Origin of the sequence: Sphingomonas sp. CFBP 13720 (assembly GCF_014842075.1) — a bacterium.
GTDB lineage: Bacteria > Pseudomonadota > Alphaproteobacteria > Sphingomonadales > Sphingomonadaceae > Sphingomonas.
This window is the reverse complement of sequence record NZ_JACYVA010000003.1, coordinates 316,949-340,202: the sequence shown is the minus strand read 5'-3', so window position 1 is coordinate 340,202 and position 23,254 is coordinate 316,949. Positions and strand designations below refer to the sequence as shown.

The following is a 23,254-nucleotide window of genomic DNA, read 5'->3' as shown; positions in this document are numbered from 1 at the left end:
GGGCGGTATGTCATCCCCGCGCGGCCGCGCACAGCGTTGTGCAGCATTGTGCCGTGCCGTACCGTCCGACGGCCGCCGCCGGACCGACATCCTCCCCCGGACGGCCACCCCCTCCGACCGTTACCCCCGGCCACTACTCCTCAACCGTCACCCCCCACTACCAAATCGTCACCCCAGCGAAAGCTGGGGTCTCCCCCGGGCGGTCGCTGCGCCAGCCACAGGGAGATCCCGGCCTTCGCCGGGATGACGGAAGGAGTGCGCCGTGCGGCCGGACCGTACTGGGGCGGACGCTACGTCCGCCTCGGTCCCCTACCTTCGCGGAAGCGACGGAAGGACTGGGATTCTTCTCACGGCGGCCGCCGCGTGAATCACGGAACGAACCTCAACGCCGCCCGGATAACCAAGCGGAAGACACCCCCTAACACCCGCCCTAATACCCGATCCACGCATTCTCGATATGACGCGGCACGCATCGTGGCGCGATCAGCAGCACGTCGACGCGGATATCCTCCCCGTCGGGCGCATAGGTCGCCGCGAGTATCTCCGCCGCTGCCGCAACCCGGCGCAACCGGCGCTCGTCGATCGCGAGGTCCAGCGCGGCGGCAGTCGCGCGCGTCTTCACCTCGACGAACGCGACCAGATTGCCGCGCCGGGCGATCAGGTCGACCTCGCCCGCCTTCGTCTTCACCCGCCGCGCGAGGATGCGCCACCCCTTCAGTCGCAGCCACCAGCCGGCGATCCGTTCGCCGCGCCGGCCCGCCGCGTCGGCGGCGACGCGCGATGCGGTGGAGCGCATGCTATCCTTCGTCCTTGATCGCCATCGCGCGGGCGTACAGCGCCTTGCGGTCCAGCCCCAGCGCCTTGGCCACCTCGCCCGCCGCCTTGGATACGGGCAGTCGGGTCAACGCCTCGCGCAAGGCCGCATCGCCATCCTCGACGGTCGCCGGGGCGGGCGGGCCGGGCGGGGCGACGACGATCACGATCTCGCCCTTCGGCGGCGCATCGGCATAGCGGGCCGCCAGTACCGACAGCGTGCCGGTCACGCATTCCTCGAACCGCTTCGTGATCTCGCGCGCGACGCCCGCGTCGCGGTCGCCCAGCCCGTCCGCCAGCGCGGACAGCGTGGCGGACAGGCGCGGGCCGCTTTCGTACAGGACCAGCGTCGCGCGGATCGCGGCGATCTCAGCGATCGCCTCCGCCCGTGCATGCGCCTTGGGCGGCAGGAATCCGGCGAACAGGAACCGGTCGGTCGGCAGCCCGGCCAGCGTCAGCGCCGCCACCGCCGCGCACGGTCCCGGGATCGTCACCACCGCATGTCCCGCCGCCCGCGCGTCGCGGACCAGCTTGTATCCCGGATCGGAGATCAACGGCGTGCCCGCATCCGACACCAGCGCCACCGCTTCGCCCGCCATCCGCGCGATCAGGCCGGGGCGCATCCCTTCGGCATTGTGATCGTGATAGGGGATCATCGTCCGCTTGACGCCGATATGGCGCAACAGCCCGGCGGTGACGCGGCTGTCCTCCACCGCGATCACGTCCGCACGCGATAAAATGTCGGCAGCGCGCGGACTTAGGTCTGCGAGATTGCCGATTGGGGTCGCGACGATGTAGAGGCCGGGGCCAAGTTTCTCGGTCATCAGGGATATGTCCATGGCAGACGCAGTAGCACGCCCGCAATGGCGACATCACCTTGCGCGCGCCGCCGTGCTGCTGGGCGCGGCGGCGCTGTCGGCGTGCGGCACGCTGGTGCCCAAGGGGCCGGTCGAACGGGCGCCGCCGCCCGTCACCCGGCCGGACACGGTACGTCCCCCGGTCGTCACCGGCGGCATCCCCGAAGATACGCAGCGCCACCGGGTCGCGCTGCTGGTGCCGCTGACCGGCCCGAACGGCGGCGTGGGGCGCAGCATCGCCAACGCCACGCAACTGGCACTGCTCGATTCGCAGAACGAACGCGTGCGGATCACGACCTACGACACCGCCGCCGGGGCCGCCGCCGCCGCCACCCGCGCGATCGCGGAGGGCAACCGGCTGATCCTCGGCCCGTTGCTGGCGGAGGACGTCCGCGCCGTCACCCCGATCGCAAAGGGCGCGCGGGTGCCGGTCATCAGCTATTCCAACGATGCCTCGGTCGCGGGCAACGGCGCGTACCTGCTGGGCTATAATCCCGGCCAGTCGATCGAACGCGTCGTCGGCTTCGCGCGGACCAGCGGCATCACCCGCTTCGCCGGGCTGGTGCCCGCTGGCGTCTATGGTCAGCGCGCCTCGACCAGCTTTCTGCGCGCGGTCGAACAGGCGGGGGGACAGGTCGTGTCGCTCCAGACCTATGATCGCGGCACGGTCGCGGCGGCGGTCGCGAAGCTGTCGCGTACCTCGCCCTATGAAGCGGTGCTGATCGCCGATCAGGCGGGGGCGGCGTCGCTGGCAGTGCCCGCGATCCGCCGCTCACCCAGCCGCACCGCGCGCGTGCTGGGCACCGAATTGTGGAACACCGAAACGTCGCTGGGATCGACCCCGGCGCTCAACGGCGCATGGTATGCCAGCGTGTCCAACGGCCTGTACCGCCAGTTCGCGACCAAATATCGCGCACGGTTCAGCGCCGCGCCGTACCGGCTGGCGAGCCTCGGCTATGATTCGGTGCTGCTGACGATCCGCATCGCGCGCGACTGGCCGATCGGACGCGACTTCCCCGAAAGCCGCCTGCGCGCGGCCGACGGCTTCGCCGGTCTGGACGGCGCGTTCCGCTTTGGTCGCGACGGCGTGGCCGAACGCGCGCTGGAGGTACAGGAAGTCCGCACCGGCGGCGCGGTGACGGTATCGCCTGCCCCGCGGGGGTTCGGGGAGTAGCAGCAACGTTGCATCGGATGGCAATTTTTGCCATGATCCATCGTCGGAGGATCAAGCCGTGGCATCCATGAACATCTCGTTGCCCGATCCGATGCGGGATTATGTGCAGGCGCGCATCGACGACGGTCATTATGCCAGCGTCAGCGACTATGTCCGCGATCTCATTCGCCGGGATCAGGGCGTAATCCACGATGAAGGACGCTGGCTGCGTGAACTGGATGCCTCCATCTCGGAAGGATTGGCGGAAATGCATGCCGGTGGCGGGACCGACCTTGGCGAAGTGTGCGACGCCGTGTTGACGGAAATCCGCAAAGCGCGGCGGTGAAGGTCGTCCTTTCCACGCGTGCCATTGCCGATCTGGCGGATATCGCCCGTTTCATCGCTCGCGACAATTCGGTCCGAAGCACATCGTTCGTGCTGGAGCTGCGCGACACGGCGCAGCGTCTGGCCGATATGCCCCATGGTTTTCCGCTGGTCCCGCGCTACGAACGGCACGGTATTCGTCGACGATCATGGAAGGGATACGGCATACTCTACTCGATCCTGCCGGATCGCATTTTCGTTCACCGCATCATCGGTCCCGGTCAGGACTATGACCGTGCGCTCGGTCTGAACTGATCGTCGGACGCGGTCGGCGCCTGACCCGCCGCGATTGCCACTTTCCTACACGCACGCGCCTCGCCATGGTCCCCGCAAGGGCCGTGCGCCCGTCGTTACGCTACTCCGTCGAACCACTGCGCGTCGAATAGCGTGCGAGTGTGACCTTTGTGACCTTTGGCGTCACGCCACCCCGAACGGCACCACCATATTGGCTGCATAATGGCCGATCTGGGCACGTCCCAGATACGGGACGCCCATCGCCCGCGCCCATCGCGCGACGATCTGTTCCTCGGTCTCGCCGAAGCCCGTGTCGTCCGCGCTGCGGTCGGTGACCGCGCCCAGCCGGATGCCAGCGATGCCCTTCAACTGCGTCGCCGCCGCCAGCTGGAAGAACAGCCGGTCGAGCCGGTACAGGTCCTCGCCGACCTCCTCGACCATCACCACATGGTCGGTCAGGTCGGGCAGCCACGGCGTACCGACCAGCGCGCACAGGATGACGAGGTTGAACGCCACCGTCGGCCGTCCGTCCAGCTCGGGCGCAAGGCTGCGGCGGTCGCCGTCGATCAGCCACGCCAGCGATCGTGCCGCGCTGTTGGTGCCGCCGGCCTTGCCGACCTGTCCCGCCATCGGCCCGTGCGCGGGGCGTCCGATCCGCCGGGCATAGAGCGCGCCGAGCAGGAACCCCATGTCCGAAAAGCCCAGATAGGCCTTCGCCGCCGCCGCACGGTTCAGCCGCGGCATCACCATGTCGAGGATGCGGTTCGATCCATAGCCGCCACGCGCGAACCAGATCGCGTCGAAGCCCGGATCGTTGGCGAATTCTAGGAAGGCGTCAGCGCGCTGTTGGTCGGTGCCGGCGAAATGGCCGGCATCGAGGAAGCATTGCGGATGCACGACCAGATCGAGCGACGGGTATGTCAGCGCGGCATAGCCCTGCGTCCGCGCCATCTGTTCGTCATCGACCCGCCGCGCCGGTGCCACTACGCCGATCCGCATCCTCAACCCCGCTTGCCACCTTGCGGCAGGATCGATAGCGCCGTGGGATGCTCCACGGCAAATCCTTCTTCCTCGTCGGGATCGGCGGTTCCGGCATGCTGCCGCTCGCCATGATCCTTGCCGGGCGCGGCGCGACCGTCGCCGGCTCCGACCGCTCGCTCGATCAGGCGGCGCTGCCCGCGAAGTTCGATGCCCTGCGCGCCGCCGGCATCGCGCTGTTCGCACAGGACGGCAGTGGCGTGGTGTCGCCCGACCAGATCGTCGTCGCCTCCGCCGCGATCGAACCGACCGTGGTCGATATCGTCGCGGCACAGGCGATCGGCGCGACGCGGATGGGGCGGGCGGAACTGCTGGCCGAACTGTTCAACGCCGCCGCGCTGCCGATCGGGGTGGCGGGGACCAGCGGCAAATCGACCGTGACCGGCATGATCGGCGTCATGCTCCACGCGCTGGGCCGCGACCCGACCGTCATGAACGGCGCGGTGATGAAGGACTTCGTCGCACCCGACCGCCCGTTCGCCAGTGCGCTGGTCGGCGGCGGCGACGCCTTCGTCAGCGAAGTGGACGAAAGCGACGGATCGATCGCCTTCTATGCGCCGCGCATCGCCGTCCTCAACAACGTCAGTCTCGACCACAAGACGCTGGACGAACTCCGCGCGCTGTTCGGTGCGTTCGCCGGCCGCGCGACGCGGGTGGTGGTCAATGTCGGCGATGCCGAGGCGGCGGCGCTGGCGGCGGCGATCCCGGCCGACCGGCGCACGACCTTCGCGGTGGAGGGGGACGCCGATCTGGTCGCGCGGTCGCTGGTCCCCGAACCGTTCGGGATCGCGTTCGATCTGGTCGCGGCGGGCGAGACGCATCGCGTGAGGCTGGCGGTGCCCGGACGACACAATGTCGCCAACGCGCTGGCGGCGATCGGTGCGGTGACGGCGGCGGGCGTCGCGCTGGCCGATGCCGTGCGAGCGATCGCCGGCTTTACCGGACTGAAGCGGCGCTTCGAATTGGTCGGCGAAGCCGGCGGCGTGGCGGTGCTCGACGATTTCGGACACAACCCTGAAAAGATCGCGGCGACGATCGATACGTTCCATGCCTTTCCCGGACGGCTGCTGCTGCTGTTCCAGCCGCATGGCTATGGCCCGCTGAAGGTGATGCGGCGCGAACTGGTGACGATGTTCCTTGGCCGGTTGCGCGACGGCGACCTGCTGGTGCTGCCCGATCCGGTCTATCGCGGTGGCACCGTTTCGCGGGAAGTGACCAGCGCGGATATCGTCGGCGACCTGACCGTCGCGGGCGCACCGGCGCGGCACATCCCCGACCGCGCGGCGGCGGCGGCGCATCTGGTGGCGCAGGCGCGGCCCGGCGACCGGATCGTGGTGATGGGCGCACGCGACGACACGTTGTCCGAACTGGCGGCGGGAATGGTGACCATGCTGGGTGGTCGGGCAGGGGATCGATAGACGCGAAGCGGTCGCAGCGACTGCCCTCCGCACCTGCCGGCGTCCAGATCGTTCTGGCGAGCGGGTCGTCGACAGCCGGCGTACCCGTAGCATTCAGACGATCGCTCGCAGTGGCGAACCGCCCCCTCCCGAGCCACGCCGCACGCGTACCGATCGGACACATGGTGGCGATCCGACATCGCTTGACTTCGCGGCCCCTGTCGGCGACCCACCTTCGATAATACCGCAAACAAATAGATAAATGTCGGACAAGGGGTCGGGATGCAGGGTACGGCGCGAAGGGCGGTGTTCGCCGCGGCACTGGCGGGGTTGCTGTTCGGGTTCGACACCGCCGTCGTTGCCGGCGTCGCGACGCCGATGGCGACTGAATTTGCGCTCGACGATGCGGGCAAGGGCTTTGCCATCGCCTCCGCGCTGATCGGCACGTTGATCGGATCGCTGGCGGCGGGCGTGCCGGGGGACCGTTATGGCAGCCGGACGGTGCTTCTGTGGGTCGGTGTCGCGTTCGTGCTGTCTGGCATCGGCTGCGCGCTGGCCGGCGGCGTCGGCAGTTTCGTCGCATTCCGCCTGCTCGGCGGCCTCGCGATCGGCGGCGCATCGGTGCTGGCCCCGGTATTCATCGCAGAGGTAAGCCCCGCCGACAAACGCGGGCTGCTGGTCGGGCTGTTCCAGCTGTCGATCGTCACCGGTATCCTTGCCGCCTATCTGTCCAACGCTGCCGTCGCCCAACTGGTGCCGGGGCCGGACGCATGGCGGTGGAAGCTGGCGGTGCTGGTCGTGCCGGGTGCGGTGTTCCTTGCCGCGATGGCGGCGATTCCGCATTCGCCGCGCTGGCTGTTGAGCAAGGGCCGCAGCGACGAGGCGCGCACCGTCGCCGCGCGGCTGGGCCTTACCGACCTGCGCTTCGACGACGCGCCGGTGTCGGGCGAACGGCTCGACTGGCGGCGGCATCGCACCCCGATCCTGCTGGCGTTCGGCGTGGCCAGCTTCAACCAGCTGTCGGGGATCAACGCGATCCTCTATTACCTCAACGACATCTTTGCCGCCGCCGGGTTTTCGGCGGTGTCGGCCGATCTCCAGTCGATCGGTATCGGCGTCGCCAACCTGTTCGCGACGCTGCTGGGCATGGCGATCATCGACCGGGTCGGGCGGCGCGTGCTGCTGCTGATCGGATCGGTCGGATGCGCGGTCGCGCTGACCGGGGTGGCGCTGGTCTATTCGACCACGGGCATGGAAGCGCTGTTGCTGCCGTTGCTGGTGATGTTCATCGCCTTTTTCGCGATTTCGCAAGGCGCGGTGATCTGGGTGTATATCTCGGAAATATTCCCGACCGCCGTGCGTGCGCGCGGACAGGCGCTGGGCAGCGCCACCCACTGGATCTGGGCGACCATTCTCAGCTTCGGATTTCCGGTGGTCGCCGAACGCATGGCCCCGGCCGCGCCCTTCTGGCTGTTCGCGGGCGCGATGGTGCTGCAATTCGTGATCGTCCTACGCTTCTTCCCGGAAACGAAGGGCGTCGTGCTCGAAGACATGGACCAGGCGCTCGGCGCCGGTCGCATCCATTAAAGGGAGAAGCCGGTTGGCCGACACACGGGCGGGTTCCGCCACCACCACGGGGCTGGCGTTCGCCGCCGTCACCACCTTGTTCTTCGCATGGGGGTTCATCACCTCGCTGATCGACCCGCTGGTCGCGGCGGTGAAGGGCATCTTCACGCTCAGCGATTTCGAAGCGCAGTTGGCGGCGACGGCGTTCTTCCTCGCCTATGGCCTGATCTCGATGCCCGCCGCGATCCTGCTGGCGCGATTGAAGGCGGTGCCCTCGATCCTGTTCGCGCTCATCACGATGGTCGTCGGCTGTCTGACGATGCTGGTCGCGGCGAACCTCGCGGTATTTCCGCTGGTGCTGCTGGGGCTGTTCGTCCTCGCCGCCGGGATCACCGTGTTGCAGGTCGCGGCCAACCCGCTGGCAGCGGCGCTGGGCGATCCAAAGCTGAGCCATTTCCGCCTGACGCTCAGCCAGACGTTCAATTCGTTCGGCACGTTCCTCGGCCCGCTGCTGGGTGCCAGCCTGTTCCTCGAAGGTGTGGAGGTCAAGGACGGCACCGTGCTGACCGATGCGGTACGCGCGGGCGCGCTGGCCGGGATCGATCGCGCCTATTTCTGGATCGCGGGGCTGATCGCGGCGCTGGCGCTGTTCTTCTTTTTGAGCCGCAAGGTCGTGTCGGCCGCCGTGCCCCCCACGCCCGCCAAGGTGCCGGGCCCCGGCGCGCTGCTGGCCGATGCGTTCGGATCGCGCTGGGCGCTGATGGGCGCAGGAGCGATCTTCCTCTATGTCGGTGCAGAAGTCGCGATCGGGACGCAGATGGCGCTGTTCCTCAACGGCGACACGATCTGGGGCGCGTCGGACGCCGCGTTCGGCGTGCCGTTGCTCGGCCTTGCGATGGGCAATGACGGCGTGCCTGGCGTGTCGTTGCAGGAAGCGGGCAAGGCGGTCGCCTTCTACTGGTTCGGCGCAATGGTCGGCCGTGCGATCGGATCGGTGCTGTTGTCGAAGGTGAAGGCCGCCAGTCTGCTGGCGCTGTTCACCGCCATCGCCGTGGCGATGTGCCTGTACGTCGCGGTCGTCGGCGGGGTGACGGCGGGCTTCGTCGCGGTGGCGATCGGCCTGTTCAACTCGATCATGTTCCCGGTGATCTTTACGCTGACCCTCGAACGCTCGACCGCCAGCGAGGCGGCGACCTCCGGGCTGCTGTGCACCGCGATCGTCGGTGGCGCGGTGATCCCGCTGATCGTCGGGCTGGTGTCGGGCGCGACCAGCCACGGCACCGCGTTCGTCGTGCCGGCGCTGTGCTACGCCGCGCTGTGCGCTTTCGCGATCACCGCCGGACGCACCGGCGCGCGCAACGTGGCCGGGGCGAAGAGCCTGCACTGATCGTGGAAGGGGGCGGTTCGCGATGCGGGCTGCCCCAACGGCTTCGGCGCCGTGTCCGGTGATCCTGTGCCGCTGGCGGGTGGTTCTTGCGGCGGAGCCGGGACGATCGGCCGCCGCCGTTGCGCGTAGAGCGCGATCCTCGCAGCGACGCGCGTCCGGCAATGAACCGACATTCCGATGCCATTGGAACCCGTTCGGACTGAGATGACCGGAATTGCGGTCGGAAAGGCCAGTCGCCTTCAAGAGGTCACGAGCGGGCGTCTTCACAAGGGGGACGACGGTTTGCAGCGATCGGCACGGACGAATAATCCTTCCGTCCCTCGCCGCGTGGGCGGCGCGACGACCGGCAGAGATCGTCTTGCCTTGCGGCGAGACCCGGTGGCCACGAAGGTCATGCAAACCGCGCCGGGCAAGCGCGCCTGTCGACCGGTGCCAGCGCGGGTTCAGGCAGGAACGCTGGCGGTATCCGCGTCGCGCAGCGCGACCTTGGCCAAGGCGATCGATCCCAACGGACCCGCCTGATCGCCCAATGCAGGGGCCACGATATACGTGCCCTCCGGCGGCAACGGCAGATAGCCGTTGATGCTCTCACGCAGCGCCGGTTCGATCCGGGCAAGCAGATGCGGCTGCTTGTTCATCACCCCGCCGCCGATCGCGATCCGTTTCGGGCCGGTCGTCGCGACCATCGCGTGGCACATCGCGACGATCGCCGCCGCGACCCGGTCCCACACCGGATGATCCTCTGGGATGGTCGAGACATGCACGTCGCCCAGCGCCGCCTTGATCCCGGTGCCCGACGCCAGTCCCTCGACGCAATCGTCATGGAACGGGCAGCCGCTGGGCAGGGTATCGTCGGACAGACGCGGCACGCGCAGGTGGCCGATCTCGGCATGGCCCAGCCCGCGCGTGGGACGACCGTTGACCAGCAGCCCCACGCCCACGCCGGTGCCGATCGTGACATAGGCGAAATCGTCCAGCCCGGTCGCCGACCCCCACGACACTTCGGCGAATGCCGCGCCATTGACGTCGGTATCGAAGGCGCTCGGCACCGGGAACATCGCCGACAACACGCCCGCGACGTCGGTCATCGGCCAGTCGGGCTTGGTGGTGGCAAGGATATGACCCCATGTCGGCGACGCGGGGTCCAGATCGACCGGGCCGAAGCTGGCGATACCCAGCGCGGCAAAACCATGATCGTCCCACCAGCGTTGCAGCACGGCGGCGATGGCGGGGATGGTGGTGGCGGGATGTTCGGTCGGCACCGTCTCCTGCGCCACGATCGCGCCGGGGCCGAACGCGAGCGTGCAGACGCATTTCGTGCCGCCCAGTTCGATCCCGGCAAAGGGCAGCGTCGGCGTATCCGCGAGCGGTTCGACAGGGGGGGGCAGGGTCATCGCCAATCGATCCGTCACACAGGAAAAGAAATGCCGCCGCGAACGCGACGGCACAGGACAATACCAAATAACATTTTGTTTTAACAGCAACGTAGCGGGGCGGCGCGCGCTGGCACGCCGCCCCGCGCCATCGTCACAGCGTCAGGCGGACCGAAAGGGAGAAGCGACGATCGTTGATGAACGCGGCTTTCTTGGACCGGACGACTTCGCCCTCGTCGTCGGCATACAGGCCAAAGCTGGTCCGCGTCACCTCGTTCAGGATGTTGCTGACCTGCAAACCGATCTTGAACTGCTCGTTGACGGTATAGAACAACGACCCATCGAGCTGGCCCGTCGCCTCATTGTAGTTCGGCAGGAACGGGAAGCAGCAGTCGCGTACCGAAATCAGGTACGACGAACGCCAGCTGTACGCCATGCGAGCATAGATGCCGTATTTGTCGTAGAAGCCGGCCAGATTGACGTTGTGCTTCGACAACTGGGTCAGCGGCAGGTTGTCGTACAGGCCGTCGACCTGGCCCGGCGGACGCGCGCCGTCGGCCGCCCCGTTGTTGGCCGTGGTGTTCGGGAAGCTGCCGGTATCGACGAAGGTGTACGTCGCCTGCATGCCGAGACCCGACAAGGCACCCGGCAGGAACTCGTACGTCTGCTGGTACGAAAGTTCGACGCCCTTGATATCAGCCGACCCGTCGGTGTTGGACGGACCGTTGATGACGACCGGATAGGTCTGGCCATTGTTCGTAACGTCGAGCACCGACTGGCTGTTATAGTCGATAAGGTTGGTCAGCCGCTTGAAGAAGGCGGCGGCGGTGATCGATCCGACCCGGTTGAAATACCATTCGGCAGTCACGTCCGCCTGTTTCGCCTCGACCGGTTCGAGGAACGGGTTCTGCGAATTGGCCGAGAAGAACAGGGTGTTCGCTTGGCTGGCACCGCCGTTGACACCGATGAACGCGCGCAGGTTGCCGAAGTTCGGACGCGAGATAGCCTTCGATGCCGCGACGCGGAACTGAAGCTCGTCGGTCGCCTTGAAGCGCAGGTTGATGCTGGGGAGCCAGTGGTCGAACCGGTTACGGGCAAGATAGTCGCGCGAAGCGCCGTTGGCGAAACCGATCGCAGCTTGTTGCTGGGCGGCGGTCAGGCCACAGATCGGTGCGCGCTGCTGTCCTGACCCAAGGGGCAATGCGCAGAACTCTGCCAACGTATAGGGCTGCTGCGTCGCCGGATTGGTGGTCGGATTGAACACCGAATTGGGCTGTGGGGCAGTGAGTGCACCGAACGAGCGATCGAGCGTGTTCACGTACCGGACGCCAATGTTACCGTCGAATGCCGAGTCTCCGACATCCACCGCAAAGTCGAGCCGGGCATAGCCGGAAATCGTCGATTCGGAGTTGCGGAACACTTCGCTGGGACAGAAATACTCGTTGACGGTCGCGCAGGCGCGATCCTCGATCGGAGTATAATTTCCGCCACCGGCCCGCGTGATTTGCCGCAGCAGCGCTTGGCTGGCCGTGTAATCCATCAGCAGGCCGGGGTTCAGGAAGTTCGCGATCGGCACTGCCGGCACGTCGCCGCGGAAGAAATCGTTGAAGCCGTACGCGCCGTAATTGGACGGATCGATCGTAGCAAACGTCTGCGCGCCGCCCCCGGTCCACGTTTCCGAAGGTGCGCCCCAATTGTTGTAGCCGTTGTTGCGGACAATCTGGTCGCGATCGGCATAGCGTCCGCCGACACGCAGGCGCCGTAGGAAGCCGGTATCAGACAAATCATATTCTGCGTCAGCTCGGAACGCCCATTCCTCACCATTGTTATCGTTGATGTCGCTGAACGCATCGCGGAAGTAAATGCTGTTAGGATTGGTGAAGTACTCCGACGCGCTGGGCTGACGGCCGTTGTAATTGGGCACGTCGCCGATCGAAAAACCAACTACCGGAATACGACCCGAAGTGTCGAGCGAGATGTTCGACCAGGTTCCGGTATCGATGATGTTGTCGAACGAGTTCAGCTTGGACTTGACATATTGTCCGTCGAAATTGAACCGCAGCCGATCAGTGGGCGTTACCTTGAAGTTTAGCGAGTAATCATCGGTCTGCGCTTCGCTGCTGTTCGCCCGGTTCGAGAACGTCGTAAAGATGCCGCCCGACTGGAAATTGTTCAGCTGACCGAATGTCCCGTTGGTGCCGGGGATGGTGCCCTGCTTGAACCCGCCCGGACGGTTGATGTTGCCGCTGACGAATACCGCATTGTCATCGAAGACGAAGCTAGTGCCGGGCTGCGGGAAGGTTGCATTGACGTCGCCGTAATAGACGTTCGGTTCGATCGTCCGCTCGACCCAGCTGTTCTTGCCGTTGGTACGCAGGAACTGGGCGGTCGCGATGACTTCGTCGCCCGGCGTCGCGAACTGGACGGCTGCCGAGATGCCATAGCGTTCGCGGTTGAAATCCTGGTTCCGAACGCCGGCACCGGTCGGTGCATAGCAGCTGGTCAGGCCGGTCGGACAGGCGAAGGTATCGGTGACGGTCGACTGATAGGGCGAACCGGCGTTGAAGGTTCGCGTGCCGGTAAAGCGCTCGAGCGGTGAGGCGACGAACGCCGAATGCGACTGCGAGAACAGCTGCGAATATGTGCCCGACACCAGCAGGCCGACGCGCGAACCGCCCGGCAACTCCCACTGGTTCGAATACAGCCCCGTGAAGGTCGGAGCCGACTTGTCAATCAGGTCGGCATAGTTGATTTCGGCCGACAGATAGACGAGCCGCTTCTTGGAATCGAACGGCTTGCGCGTGTTGATGTTGACCGTGCCGGCGATGCCGCCTTCGATCAAGTCGGCGGTGAGGTTCTTGAACACCTCCACCGAACCCACGAGTTCCGGGGCAACGTCGTTGAAGCCGATCTCACGCCCGCCCGATGTCGAGAAGGTGTCACGACCGTTGAATTCGCCGCGAACGAAGGTCAGGCCACGGATGACGACGCCCGAACCTTCGACGGAGAAGTGAGCGGAATCCTCAGCGGAAGCGAAGCGGGTAATGGCGACGCCGGGGACGCGCTGAAGCGCTTCGTTGACCGAGCGATCCGGGAGCGCGCCGATATCCTCGGCGGTGATCGCGTCGACCACGGTGGCGCTGTCGCGCTTGATGTCCTGCGCCTTGGCCAGCGAGGCGCGGATGCCGGTTACGACGATCTCGTCGCCTTCCGCACCCTCGTCCTTGGCAGGGGAGGGCTGGTCCGTCGGATTGTTCGGTGCGCCGGTCGGCGTTTCGGTCGCGGTCGTCGTCTGCGCTTCCGGCGCGACGGTATCCTGCGCCCACGCCGCCTGTGCGACGAGTGCCAGCGCCAGCGCGGATGCGCCGCCGGTCAACTTCAAGAACTTGATATGCGCGCGCTTGCTCGTATCGGCCATTACGTCCCCTCCTCCTGCACGCCGGTCTAACGCCGGTTGCGACTCGACTGCCGCTGCACCATTCGTGCAACCACCTGTTTCCACTATGCTGTCCAGCGCTGTCGGACAATATACAAAGCAAATAGGATTTATCATCGAATACGATTGGCGCGCAGCGTGGCGTTTGTGCAACAAGTGCCACAGCGGGAGAGCGATGCGGTGAACGGACCGAAGCCGGTGGAGTTGGTGATCGTCGGCGGCGGGACTGCCGGATGGATGGCGGCGGCGGCGATCGCGCAACATCTGCGTGGCGTGGCGCGTGTGCGGCTGATCGAATCGGCGGATATCGGGATCGTCGGTGTCGGCGAGGCGACGTTGCCCCACGTCCGGCAGTTCGTTGAGGCACTTGGCATCGACGAGCGGGCGTTCATGGCTGCCACCGACGCGACGTACAAGCTGGGGATCGCGTTCGAGAATTTCGGGGCGATCGGCGAACGCTATGTCCATCCGTTCGGCACGTTCGGGCGGCCGCTGGCCGGTATCGGCTTCCATCATTTCTGGCTGCGACAGGGGCGGGGCGGCGCGGTGCCGCCGATCGGCGAATGGTCGCTGGGCGTCACCGCCGCCACGGCCCGGCGCTTCGCGCAGCCACGCGCGGACGATCTCTCGCTCGCGGCCAGCTATGGCTATGCCTATCAGTTCGACGCGACGAAGTTCGCCCCGTTTCTGCGCGATTTCGCACTGCCGCTCGGCGTGGTGCGGACCGAGGCGAGGGTCGTGTCGGTCGAACGTCACGCCGATGGCGACGTCGCCGCGCTGCTGCTCGACACCGGCGAACGCGTGGCCGGCGACCTGTTCGTCGACTGTTCGGGGTTCCGCAGCCTGTTGCTGGGCGATGCGCTGGCCGAACCGTGGGAGGACTGGTCGCAGTGGCTGCCATGCGACCGCGCGACGGCGATGCCGTGCGAATCGCCGCCGGGGGAGATCGAACCCTATACCCGGGCGACGGCAATGCCGGCGGGATGGCGCTGGCGCATCCCGCTGACCAGCCGGGTCGGCAACGGCTATGTCTTTTCGTCGGCGCATTGTTCGGAGGACCAGGCATGCGCCGCGATCGCCGGGGCAGTGGAGGGGCGGGCGCTGGCCGACCCGCGCGTGCTTCGGTTCCGCGCGGGTCGCCGCCGCCACAGCTGGGTGCGCAACGTCGTCGCGGTCGGGCTGGCATCGGGGTTTCTCGAACCGCTCGAATCGACGTCGATCTATCTGGCGCAGATGGCGATCGAACGGCTGATCGACCTGTTCCCCGTCGACGGGATCGCCGCCGCCGACCGCGCCGAGTTCAACCGGCTGGTCGACATGGAATATGACCGGATCCGCGACTTCCTCATCCTGCATTATCACGCGACGCGACGCGACGATTCGCCGTTCTGGGATCATGTCCGTACGATGGCGATCCCCGACAGCCTGTCGGACAAGATGGAGTTGTGGCGGCGCACCGCACGCGTGGAGCGCTATGGCGAGGGGCTGTTCCTCGAACCCAGCTGGATCGCCGTCTATCTGGGGCAGGGGATCGTGCCGGCTGGCTACGACCCGCGTGCCGACATTCCCGGCGACGCGCAACTGGCGCAGGCGATGGGCGGGTTGCGCGACGAGGTTGCGCGGATCGCGTCAGCGATGCCGGGGCATCGCGCCGCGCTGGGAATGGCATGAGCGCGCGCGAACGGCTGCGGAGCGTGGCGGTGCTGGGCGCGGGACAGGTCGCGCTGCTCGCCGCCTGCGCGATCGCGCGGACGCTGCCCGGCACGTCGGTGCGGGTGCTGCACGCGCCGGTGTGCGACGATGCGCTGGCGGATCAGGCGCATACCACGCTGCCGACGCTGGCGCGGCTGCACGAGCGGATCGGGATGGACGAACCGGGCATGATGGCGCGCGCAGCGGCGAGCCACCGGCTGGCGACGCGCCTGATCGCGCCGGATTTGCCCGCCGGATGGATGGCGCATGGCGCGGCGGCGGATCCGGTGCCCGCATGGGCGATCCGCAGCGAGGGCGGCGGCGTTGCGACCGGGCCGGCGGCGGCGCTCGCACAGGCCGGGCGATATGCGCCGCCGTCGGACGACCCGGCATCGCCGCTCAGCGATATCGACCATGCGTTGCGCTGGTCGCCCGCCGCGTATCGTGCGCGGCTGGCATCGCTGGCGCGACATCTGGGCGTGACGTTCGGCGAAGGGGGGGATGGCGATCCGGCCACGGTCGATGCCGATCTGGTGATCGATGCCGCCGGCCAGCGCGCCGTCGCCGACTGGATCGACTGGTCGCGCGAATTGCCGGTCGACCGCGTCGAAAGCGCGACCGGGCGGCCCGACCTGTCGGTGGTCGATACCGTCGAACTGACTAGCGACCGGGTGCGCGTCACTTCGCCCGGGCGGGATGCGACGCGAATCGTGACGCTGTCGCGCGGGGGTGCGGGCGTCGCCATCGCCAACGGTCGGCGGCAGGTGGCATGGGACGGGCGGGTGGTCGCGATCGGCGACGCCGCGGCGATGCTGCCACCGCTCGGCTGGGCCAATCTGCATCTGGCGGTGCTGGCGATCGAGTTGCTGGTCGAATTGCTGCCGGGCCGTGCGATCGATCCGCTGGAGCGCGCCGAATGGAACCGTCGCTTCGGACGGGCGGCCGATGCGACATGCGATTTCGTGGCCGCGCATCTGGCCGGCCTGCCATCGACGCATCCGCTGGCGCCGGCGCAGTCGCCGCTGCTGGCGCTGCGCATCGCCGAGTTTGTCCGGCGCGGTCGCATTCCATATGTCGAGGAGGACGCCGTGCCGCGCGACCTGTGGATACAGTTGCTGACCGCGACCGGCATCACCCCCGGCATATCGGCACGGGTCGCGGCGACCGATCCGACCACCCGCGCCGCCGCCCGCAGCGCGCACGACCGTCGCATCGCGCAGGCGGTGGCGATGGCCGAACCCTATCCCGCGTGGCTGGCACGCACGCATGGAGCATCCGCATGACCGACGCCGCCGCCCCGATCACCTCGGTCGTCATCGTCGGCGGCGGCACCGCCGGATGGATGGTCGCCGCCGCCGCCGCGCGCTATCTCGACGACGGCCGGCGCACAATCACGCTGGTCGAAAGCGACGCGATCGGCACGGTCGGGGTAGGCGAGGCGACGATCCCGCCGATCCTGCAGTTCAACGCGCTGCTGGGCATCGACGAGGCGGAGTTCGTCGCCGCGACCGGCGCGACGTTCAAGCTGGGGATCGAGTTCGTCGACTGGGCGGCAAAGGGCGATCGCTACCTCCACCCGTTCGGCACGATCGGGCGCGATTTCGAAGGCGTCGCGTTTCACCAGCACTGGCTGAAACATCGTCGTCATCACGGCACCGGCGATTTCGAACGCTTTTCGATGTCGGGACAGGCGGCACGGGCGCACCGCTTCGCCCCCGCACCCGCCGATCCGCGCACCCCGGCATCGCAACTGGCGCATGCCTATCATTTCGATGCAGGTCTCTACGCCAGATTCCTGCGCGGGCGGGCGGAGGCACAGGGGGTGAAGCGGATCGAAGGTCGCGTCGCACAGGTCGAGCGCGACGGCGAAAGCGGCTTCGTCGACGCACTGCTGCTCGACAACGGCACCCGGGTCGAAGGGGAGTTGTTCATCGACTGTTCGGGGTTCCGCAGCCTGTTGCTGGGCGAGACGATGGGTGTCGGCTATCGCGACTGGTCGCACTGGCTGCCGTGCGACCGCGCGATCGCGGTGCCCAGCGCGCGGACCGAGCCGCTGTTCCCCTATACCCGCGCCACGGCGCGCGATGCCGGATGGCAATGGCGCATCCCGCTGCAACACCGCACGGGCAACGGCCATGTCTATTCCAGCGGGTTTACCGACGATGCGACGGCGGAGGCGGTGCTGCTGGCGAATCTCGACGGTGCGCCGACCGCCGACCCGCGCCGTATTTCGTTCACCGCCGGGGTGCGCGAAAAACTGTGGGAAAAGAACGTTGTTGCACTCGGCCTGTCGGGCGGGTTCATCGAACCGCTCGAATCGACCAGCATCCACCTGATCCAGACGGGCATATCGAAACTGTTCTGGCTATTCCCCGACACCCGTTTCGCCGAGGTCGAACGCCGCGAATACAACCGGTTGATGACCGAGCAGTTCGATTACATCCGCGACTTCATCGTGCTGCATTACAAGGCCACCACCCGGTCGGACACGCCGTTCTGGCGCTATGTCCGCGACATGGCCATCCCCGACACGCTGGCGCACAAGATCGAGCTGTTCCGCGAAAAGGGCCGCATCCTGCGCTACGACCACGACCTGTTCGAAGTGCCGAGCTGGGTGTCGGTGATGTTCGGACAGGGGATCGTGCCGGTCGGTCACGATGCCGTCGCCGATTCGCTGGACGATGCGCGGGTGAACGACGCGATGCAACGGATGGCCGCTGCCTATGCCGACCTTGCGCAGCGCATGCCGGCACATTCGGACTATGTCGCGCGCACGGCACCCATGCGGGCGGGTTGAGAGGCGCAGCGACGTTCGGGATAGCCGCGTGATCCGGTCTTGGCCGGGAAACGGGAAGTACGCTCGGTGAGGCCTGCTCGGCAGCACGCTACGCCGTGCCCCCGAAACCGCTACCCCAATGCCCGCAGGACGAACGCCCGCAGCGCCTGCGTCCGGCTGTCGGACGCCGCCCCCGCCACGCCGCGGGCATGCGGCGGCAGATGGTCGGCGCTGGCGGCGGCATCGTCGCAAAAGACATAGTGGTCGAACCATGTCGCCCATGCGTCACGCTGCCCCGACGGCAGGTCGCGGATTGCGAGCATCGCATGCATCAGCGCGGCGAACGGCGATCCCGACGGAGGCTGGTTGTACCAGTAGTTGACGAGGATGTTGACCGGATCGAGCGCCTCGACTCCATGCCACCACAGGGTCGGCACATAGATCGCGTCACCCGGTTCCAGCACCACGCTGGACGCCATCGCCAGCGCGGCGGGATAGCGGGGGAAGCGGTCGAGGTCGGGCGCGGCCGTGTCGACCATGCTGACCGGCTGGCCCGCGATGGTGATGTCGAGCGGCCCGACATACAGGTCGGGCGTGGCGGCAGGCGGGAACAGCGTGAAGCGTCGCCGCCCCAATGCAACCACGGCGATATTGTCCGACACGTCGTAATGCGGCGCGACGCGCGTGGCGTTGCCCACCCAGATGCGCGGCGACGTACCGCCCGGTGCCAGCGGCATCGCATGCGCCTCGGCGAACCCCGGCAGATGCTGCGCGACCGGCGCGGACCCGGCATAGACGCCGGGCGGGGCCGGATCGTCGGCCAGCGCGAGCAGCTCGGCCATCAACGGCGTCAGCGCCCGCCGCTCGACCTTGAAATTAAACCCGCGCATCGCGTCGTCGTAGAACAGCCGACCGCCGACTTCGGGCGGGGCGCGCATCACATGCGTCGCCTGACCATGGTCGAACTGCGCCAGATAGTCGGCGGCCGTCTCCGCACCTTTCCGTCCCGCTGCGACCAGCGGCCAGTCGGCGGCGATGCCGCGCAGCACGACGGGTTCGTAGGTTTCGGCATGGTCGCGTGCAAAGGTTTCGGCGTCGACAGCGCCGATCTCGCGCACCGGGGACATGGTCACGCCACGTCCCCCGCCTTCCACAGGGCGTGGGTGCTGGGCAGCAGGAAATGGCTGAACGGCAGGATCGCCGCGCCGACCGCCGGCGCGTCCTCCGCCAGCATCGCCCGGCGCACCGGGGCCATGGCGGGGACATGCGTCGCTTCCGCGCGCAGCCGGTCGCCCAGCCGCTGCGTCAGCGTATCGACATGCGCACCGGGCAGGCGACCGCCGACGAACACGGCGGCGGGATTGATGAGGCAGTTGATCGCGATCAGCGGTTCGACCAGCCGATCGACCGACGCGTCGATCCACGTATCGACCACCGCGAGCAACGCGGGATCGTCGGCACGGTCGCCCAGCATGTCGGCGATGCTGAACCCCGCCCGTTTCAATGGATGCGACAGGCCCGACAGCGACACCATCTGCTGGATCTGCGCGCGTCCGCCCTGTCCGTCGCTGCCCAGCAGGAAGCCCAGTTCGCCCGATCGCCCCTTCGCACCACGGAAATAGGCACCGTCGAGGACCAGCCCGCCGCCGAGCGCGGAGGAAATGAGGATATAGAAGAAGCTGGCATGATGCTGGCCGTGGCCAAGCTGCAACTCCCCCATCGCCGCCGCCGCCGCATCGTTTTCGACGAATACCGGCAGGCCGAGCGGATCGGCGAACAGCGCCTCGATATCCGCCGTGTCCCATTCGGCATAGGCGGCGGGACGGCCGGGCAGGTCGATGCTGCCCAGATCGTCGGGCTTCGCCACGCCGATCCCGACGATGCGCGTGGCGTCGATTCCGGCATCGGCGATCAGCCCGCGCACCGCGTCGCCGTAAAAGGCGGCGACATCGGCGGGCAGCGCGAAATCGAGTTCGCGCGCGGCCCGCGCCAGCGTCTGTCCGGCGAAATCGACCAGCACGATGGTAACGTGATCGCGGTCGACGTTGATCCCGATGGCATAGCAGGCGGCCGGATTGACCACGAGCTTCGTCGGCGGCTGGCCGCGTCCGCCACGCCTGCGCCCCGCTTCCTCGATCAGTCCTTCGCCCAGCAGCCGGCGGGTGATGTTGGCGATTGCGGGCGGGGTCAGCCCCGTGATGTTGGCAAGGTCGATACGGGTCAGCGATCCCGATACGCGGATCGCATGCAGCGTGATTCGCTGGTTATGGTCGGCGGCACGTTCCAGATTGGTGCCCGACAGCCGGATAGGGGACCGGTCGGCGGTCAAGACCGGTTCCGCCGGATCGCTGCGAATATGACGGTCACGTCGGCGCTCTCCTGTCCCGATGCCGCCGGCCGCCGTCGCCACGGAACCGGTTTCAACCATGCGTGTATCAATGCGAACCCTGCGGCAAATGTAAAAACGTCTGTCAAATTAGCAAGTACGGCGCGCCCGGACCAGTTGACAGCGTTGTCGTAATTTACGATCCCGCGCGTCGAGGATCGAAAAGATCATGGAGAGTATGTGATGAAGGCCGCTTCGAAATTCCTGATGTGCACCGCGCTGGTCGCAGCGGCCCTGCCGGCATCGGCGCAGACCGTGCCCGCCCCGGCCCCCGCCGCGACGGTGCATCCCGAAATCTGGCCGCAGGCGAAATGGCCGTACAAGGCTGATCCGGCGGTCGAGCGGCGCATCGCCGACCTGCTTCGCCGCATGACGCTGGAGGAGAAGGTCGGACAGGTCGTGCAGGGCGACATCGCCAGCCTGACCCCGGCGGACGTGAAGAAATATCATCTGGGTTCGGTGCTGAACGGCGGTAACTCCGCCCCGAACAACGATGAGTTCGCGCCTGCGTCCGAATGGCTGAAGCTGGCCGACCAATTCTATGCCGCATCGGTCGACAAGAGTGACGGCGGCGTCGGCATCCCGGTGATCTGGGGCACGGATGCGGTCCATGGCCACAGCAACATCGTCGGTGCGACGCTGTTCCCGCACAATGTCGGGCTGGGCGCGATGCACGACCCGGCCGTAATGCGGAAGATCGCGCAGGCGACGGCGGCGGAAATCCGCGCGACCGGTATCGAATGGACGTTCGCACCGACGATCACCGTGCCGCAGGACGTGCGCTGGGGTCGCGCCTATGAAGGCTATTCGTCCGATCCGAAGCTGGTTGCCAGCTATGTGACGCAGTTCATCGAAGGGTTGCAGGGCGCACCGGGATCGACGAACCAGCTCAAAGGCCCATACGTCCTCGCTTCCACCAAGCATTTCCTTGCCGATGGCGGTACGTTCGGCGGTCAGGATCAGGGCGATGCGCGCATTCCGGAGACGGTGCTGCGCGATATCCACGGCACGCCCTATGTCGCGGCGATCAACGCCGGCGTGCAGACGGTCATGGCCAGTTTCAGCAGCTGGAACGGCGAAAAGATCACCGGCCACAAGGGGCTGATGACCGATGTGCTCAAGAAGCGCATGGGCTTTGGCGGGTTCATCGTCAGCGACTGGAACGCGCATGGTCAGGTCGCGGGGTGCACCAACGCCACCTGCGCCCGCGCGATCAACGCCGGGCTGGACATGTACATGGCACCGGACAGCTGGAAGCCGATCTGGGAAAGCCTCGTCGCGCAGGTGAAGTCGGGGCAGGTGCCGATGAGCCGGCTGGACGACGCGGTCGCCAACGTCCTGCGCGTCAAGATCCGCGCCGGCCTGTTCGAAGCGGGGGCACCGTCGACGCGTCCGCTGTCGGGCAAGTACGAGCTGCTCGGCAGTGCGGAACACCGCGCCATCGCGCGGGAAGCAGTCGCCAAGTCGCTGGTGCTGCTCAAGAACAACGGCTCGCTGCTGCCGCTCAAGCCCGGTGCGCGTATCCTAGTCGCGGGGGACGGTGCGGACGACGTCGCCCGCCAGTCGGGTGGCTGGACGCTGACGTGGCAGGGCACCGGGATCGACAAGAAGTATTTCCCCGGCGCGACCAGCCTGTATCAGGGCATCGACGGCGCGGTGAAGGCGGCGGGGGGCAGCGCGACGCTGTCGCCCGACGGCAGCTTCACCGGTGCGAAGCCCGATGCGGCGATCGTGGTGTTCGGTGAAACCCAATATGCCGAGTTCCAGGGCGACATCAAAACGTTGCAGCTCAAGCCCGAACAGCGTGCGCCGATCGAAACGATGCGCAAGCTGAAGGCGCAGGGTATTCCGGTCGTCGCAGTGATGCTGACCGGGCGTCCGCTGTTCGTGAACCCGGCGATCAATGCGTCCGATGCGTTCGTCGTCGCATGGCTGCCGGGATCGGAAGGGGCCGGCGTCGCTGACGTGCTGTTCCGCGACAAGGCGGGCAAGGTCCAGCGCGACTTCACCGGCACGCTGTCCTTCGCATGGCCCGCGACTGCTGATGCGCTCGGCAAGACGCTGTTCCCGATCGGCTATGGCCTGAAGGGCGCGAGCGGAACGACGGTCCCGGCACTGTCCGAAGATGCGGGCGTGGTCGAAACCGATGCCGGCGGCGTGTTCATGGACAAGGGCCTGCCGTCGACCAGCTGGTCGCTTGAGGTCGGCGGGGCCGGCACCGGCGGCAACACGCGCATCACCACCGTGCCCGCACAATCGGGCGGGGGCCGGGTGAAGGTGACGGCGACCGATCACGGCGTGCAGGAAGGCGCGCGCCGGTTCCAGATCGACGGCAGCGGCCCGGCGGAAATCGTGTTGCGGACCCAGTCGTCCGTCGACCTGACGCGCGAAACGAATGGCGACGTGCTGTTGCTGGCCACGATGCGCGTCGACGAAGCCCCGACCGCCGAGGTCAAGCTGGCGATCCGTACCGGTGCGGGCGGCGGCAACGTCACGTTGGGGCGGATGGAGCAGCTGCCCGTCGGCGAATGGAAGACGCTGGGCGTGCCGCTGAAGTGCTTCAATTCGGGCAACGTCAACATGAACACGGTCGATGCGCCGTTCATCCTGAGCACCACCGGCCGCGCGACGGTAAGCATCGCCCGCGTCGCGCTGGGCACGGTCGCCGACGTAAAGCTCACCTGCGCCAAGTAATGCTCGCGCGCCCCTCCCATGGGCCGGGAGGGGCGGACTGCCCGGCGTCCGCACCAGCAGGGAAGGCC

Annotated in this window: 17 protein-coding genes; 10 read left to right on the top strand and 7 right to left on the bottom strand. The window is 67.3% G+C overall.

Annotation, left to right across the window (positions count from 1 at the left end):
- Nucleotides 1–430: 430 nt before the first annotated feature.
- Nucleotides 431–796, bottom strand: a complete 366-nt coding sequence (locus IFT55_RS09160) for a YraN family protein (RefSeq protein WP_192091276.1) — start codon at nucleotides 794–796, stop codon at nucleotides 431–433.
- Between the two features lies 1 nt (nucleotide 797).
- On the bottom strand, nucleotides 798–1,637 hold the full coding sequence (gene rsmI / locus IFT55_RS09155) for a 16S rRNA (cytidine(1402)-2'-O)-methyltransferase (protein ID WP_192091274.1): 840 nt from the start codon (nucleotides 1,635–1,637) through the stop codon (nucleotides 798–800).
- 13 nt (nucleotides 1,638–1,650) lie between these two features.
- On the opposite strand from rsmI, the gene IFT55_RS09150 reads away from it, so the two are divergent.
- The 3 genes from IFT55_RS09150 to IFT55_RS09140 all read left to right on the top strand — a co-directional run bounded on the left by IFT55_RS09150 (nucleotide 1,651) and on the right by IFT55_RS09140 (nucleotide 3,462).
- Complete coding sequence (locus tag IFT55_RS09150; RefSeq protein WP_446740716.1) at nucleotides 1,651–2,844, top strand: penicillin-binding protein activator; 1,194 nt, start codon at nucleotides 1,651–1,653, stop codon at nucleotides 2,842–2,844.
- 67 nt (nucleotides 2,845–2,911) lie between these two features.
- Nucleotides 2,912–3,169, top strand: a complete 258-nt coding sequence (locus IFT55_RS09145; RefSeq protein ID WP_192091537.1) for a type II toxin-antitoxin system ParD family antitoxin — start codon at nucleotides 2,912–2,914, stop codon at nucleotides 3,167–3,169.
- Nucleotides 3,166–3,462: a type II toxin-antitoxin system RelE/ParE family toxin gene (locus IFT55_RS09140; RefSeq protein WP_192091271.1), complete on the top strand. Its 297-nt coding sequence runs from the start codon at nucleotides 3,166–3,168 to the stop codon at nucleotides 3,460–3,462. Before IFT55_RS09145 ends, IFT55_RS09140 begins: the two co-directional genes overlap by 4 nt.
- A 162-nt stretch (nucleotides 3,463–3,624) precedes the next feature.
- Here the strand turns inward: IFT55_RS09140 and IFT55_RS09135 are convergent, their stop codons facing one another.
- Complete coding sequence (locus IFT55_RS09135; RefSeq protein ID WP_192091269.1) at nucleotides 3,625–4,440, bottom strand: LD-carboxypeptidase; 816 nt, start codon at nucleotides 4,438–4,440, stop codon at nucleotides 3,625–3,627.
- 47 nt (nucleotides 4,441–4,487) lie between these two features.
- Between IFT55_RS09135 and IFT55_RS09130 the strand changes: the two genes are divergently transcribed.
- The 3 genes from IFT55_RS09130 (at nucleotide 4,488) to IFT55_RS09120 (ending at nucleotide 8,829) form a co-directional block, all read left to right on the top strand.
- Nucleotides 4,488–5,897 (top strand): glutamate ligase domain-containing protein, encoded by a 1,410-nt coding sequence (locus IFT55_RS09130; RefSeq protein ID WP_192091268.1) that lies wholly within the window; start codon nucleotides 4,488–4,490, stop codon nucleotides 5,895–5,897.
- 261 nt (nucleotides 5,898–6,158) lie between these two features.
- Nucleotides 6,159–7,463 (top strand): sugar porter family MFS transporter, encoded by a 1,305-nt coding sequence (locus IFT55_RS09125; RefSeq protein ID WP_192091266.1) that lies wholly within the window; start codon nucleotides 6,159–6,161, stop codon nucleotides 7,461–7,463.
- Between the two features lie 13 nt (nucleotides 7,464–7,476).
- Complete coding sequence (locus IFT55_RS09120) at nucleotides 7,477–8,829, top strand: MFS transporter (RefSeq protein ID WP_192091265.1); 1,353 nt, start codon at nucleotides 7,477–7,479, stop codon at nucleotides 8,827–8,829.
- Nucleotides 8,830–9,272: 443 nt separating this feature from the next.
- Here the strand turns inward: IFT55_RS09120 and IFT55_RS09115 are convergent, their stop codons facing one another.
- Both IFT55_RS09115 and IFT55_RS09110 read right to left on the bottom strand, forming a co-directional pair.
- Nucleotides 9,273–10,223, bottom strand: coding sequence for an ROK family protein (locus IFT55_RS09115; protein ID WP_192091263.1), 951 nt, complete (start codon nucleotides 10,221–10,223; stop codon nucleotides 9,273–9,275).
- Nucleotides 10,224–10,356: 133 nt separating this feature from the next.
- The gene (locus tag IFT55_RS09110; protein ID WP_192091262.1) at nucleotides 10,357–13,620 is read right to left on the bottom strand and encodes a TonB-dependent receptor; all 3,264 of its coding nucleotides are present in this window, start codon (nucleotides 13,618–13,620) and stop codon (nucleotides 10,357–10,359) included.
- A 198-nt stretch (nucleotides 13,621–13,818) separates the two neighbouring features.
- On the opposite strand from IFT55_RS09110, the gene IFT55_RS09105 reads away from it, so the two are divergent.
- Genes IFT55_RS09105 through IFT55_RS09095 form a run of 3 tightly spaced genes read left to right on the top strand, consistent with a single transcriptional unit; the run spans nucleotide 13,819 to nucleotide 18,127 of the window.
- Entirely contained in the window at nucleotides 13,819–15,309 is a 1,491-nt protein-coding gene (locus tag IFT55_RS09105) for a tryptophan 7-halogenase (protein WP_192091260.1), read from the top strand.
- Nucleotides 15,306–16,613: a tryptophan 7-halogenase gene (locus IFT55_RS09100; protein ID WP_192091259.1), complete on the top strand. Its 1,308-nt coding sequence runs from the start codon at nucleotides 15,306–15,308 to the stop codon at nucleotides 16,611–16,613. The genes IFT55_RS09105 and IFT55_RS09100 overlap by 4 nt, the downstream gene beginning before the upstream one ends.
- Nucleotides 16,610–18,127 (top strand): tryptophan halogenase family protein, encoded by a 1,518-nt coding sequence (locus IFT55_RS09095; protein WP_192091257.1) that lies wholly within the window; start codon nucleotides 16,610–16,612, stop codon nucleotides 18,125–18,127. The genes IFT55_RS09100 and IFT55_RS09095 overlap by 4 nt, the downstream gene beginning before the upstream one ends.
- Before the next feature lie 110 nt (nucleotides 18,128–18,237).
- Here IFT55_RS09095 and IFT55_RS09090 read toward each other — a convergent pair whose 3' ends face one another.
- Nucleotides 18,238–19,233 carry a cupin-like domain-containing protein gene (locus tag IFT55_RS09090; protein ID WP_192091535.1) on the bottom strand — a complete coding sequence of 332 codons (996 nt, stop codon included), beginning with the start codon at nucleotides 19,231–19,233 and terminating at the stop codon, nucleotides 18,238–18,240.
- A 2-nt stretch (nucleotides 19,234–19,235) separates the two neighbouring features.
- Entirely contained in the window at nucleotides 19,236–20,435 is a 1,200-nt protein-coding gene (locus tag IFT55_RS09085; RefSeq protein ID WP_249403713.1) for an ROK family transcriptional regulator, read from the bottom strand.
- Nucleotides 20,436–20,675: 240 nt separating this feature from the next.
- On the opposite strand from IFT55_RS09085, the gene IFT55_RS09080 reads away from it, so the two are divergent.
- On the top strand, nucleotides 20,676–23,186 hold the full coding sequence (locus IFT55_RS09080) for a glycoside hydrolase family 3 protein (RefSeq protein WP_192091253.1): 2,511 nt from the start codon (nucleotides 20,676–20,678) through the stop codon (nucleotides 23,184–23,186).
- Nucleotides 23,187–23,254: the final 68 nt, after the last annotated feature.

What these genes read in the sequence shown, in the direction of transcription:
- IFT55_RS09115 (WP_192091263.1), bottom strand. Translation starts at nt 10,223, where the DNA reads ATGACCCTGCCCCCCCCTGTCGAACCGCTCGCGGATACGCCGACGCTG.
- IFT55_RS09100 (WP_192091259.1), top strand. Translation starts at nt 15,306, where the DNA reads ATGAGCGCGCGCGAACGGCTGCGGAGCGTGGCGGTGCTGGGCGCGGGA.
- IFT55_RS09135 (WP_192091269.1), bottom strand. Translation starts at nt 4,440, where the DNA reads ATGCGGATCGGCGTAGTGGCACCGGCGCGGCGGGTCGATGACGAACAG.
- IFT55_RS09110 (WP_192091262.1), bottom strand. Translation starts at nt 13,620, where the DNA reads ATGGCCGATACGAGCAAGCGCGCGCATATCAAGTTCTTGAAGTTGACC.
- IFT55_RS09130 (WP_192091268.1), top strand. Translation starts at nt 4,488, where the DNA reads ATGCTCCACGGCAAATCCTTCTTCCTCGTCGGGATCGGCGGTTCCGGC.
- IFT55_RS09145 (WP_192091537.1), top strand. Translation starts at nt 2,912, where the DNA reads ATGAACATCTCGTTGCCCGATCCGATGCGGGATTATGTGCAGGCGCGC.
- IFT55_RS09125 (WP_192091266.1), top strand. Translation starts at nt 6,159, where the DNA reads ATGCAGGGTACGGCGCGAAGGGCGGTGTTCGCCGCGGCACTGGCGGGG.
- IFT55_RS09150 (WP_446740716.1), top strand. Translation starts at nt 1,651, where the DNA reads ATGGCAGACGCAGTAGCACGCCCGCAATGGCGACATCACCTTGCGCGC.
- IFT55_RS09160 (WP_192091276.1), bottom strand. Translation starts at nt 796, where the DNA reads ATGCGCTCCACCGCATCGCGCGTCGCCGCCGACGCGGCGGGCCGGCGC.
- IFT55_RS09095 (WP_192091257.1), top strand. Translation starts at nt 16,610, where the DNA reads ATGACCGACGCCGCCGCCCCGATCACCTCGGTCGTCATCGTCGGCGGC.
- rsmI (WP_192091274.1), bottom strand. Translation starts at nt 1,637, where the DNA reads ATGACCGAGAAACTTGGCCCCGGCCTCTACATCGTCGCGACCCCAATC.
- IFT55_RS09080 (WP_192091253.1), top strand. Translation starts at nt 20,676, where the DNA reads ATGAAGGCCGCTTCGAAATTCCTGATGTGCACCGCGCTGGTCGCAGCG.
- IFT55_RS09090 (WP_192091535.1), bottom strand. Translation starts at nt 19,233, where the DNA reads ATGTCCCCGGTGCGCGAGATCGGCGCTGTCGACGCCGAAACCTTTGCA.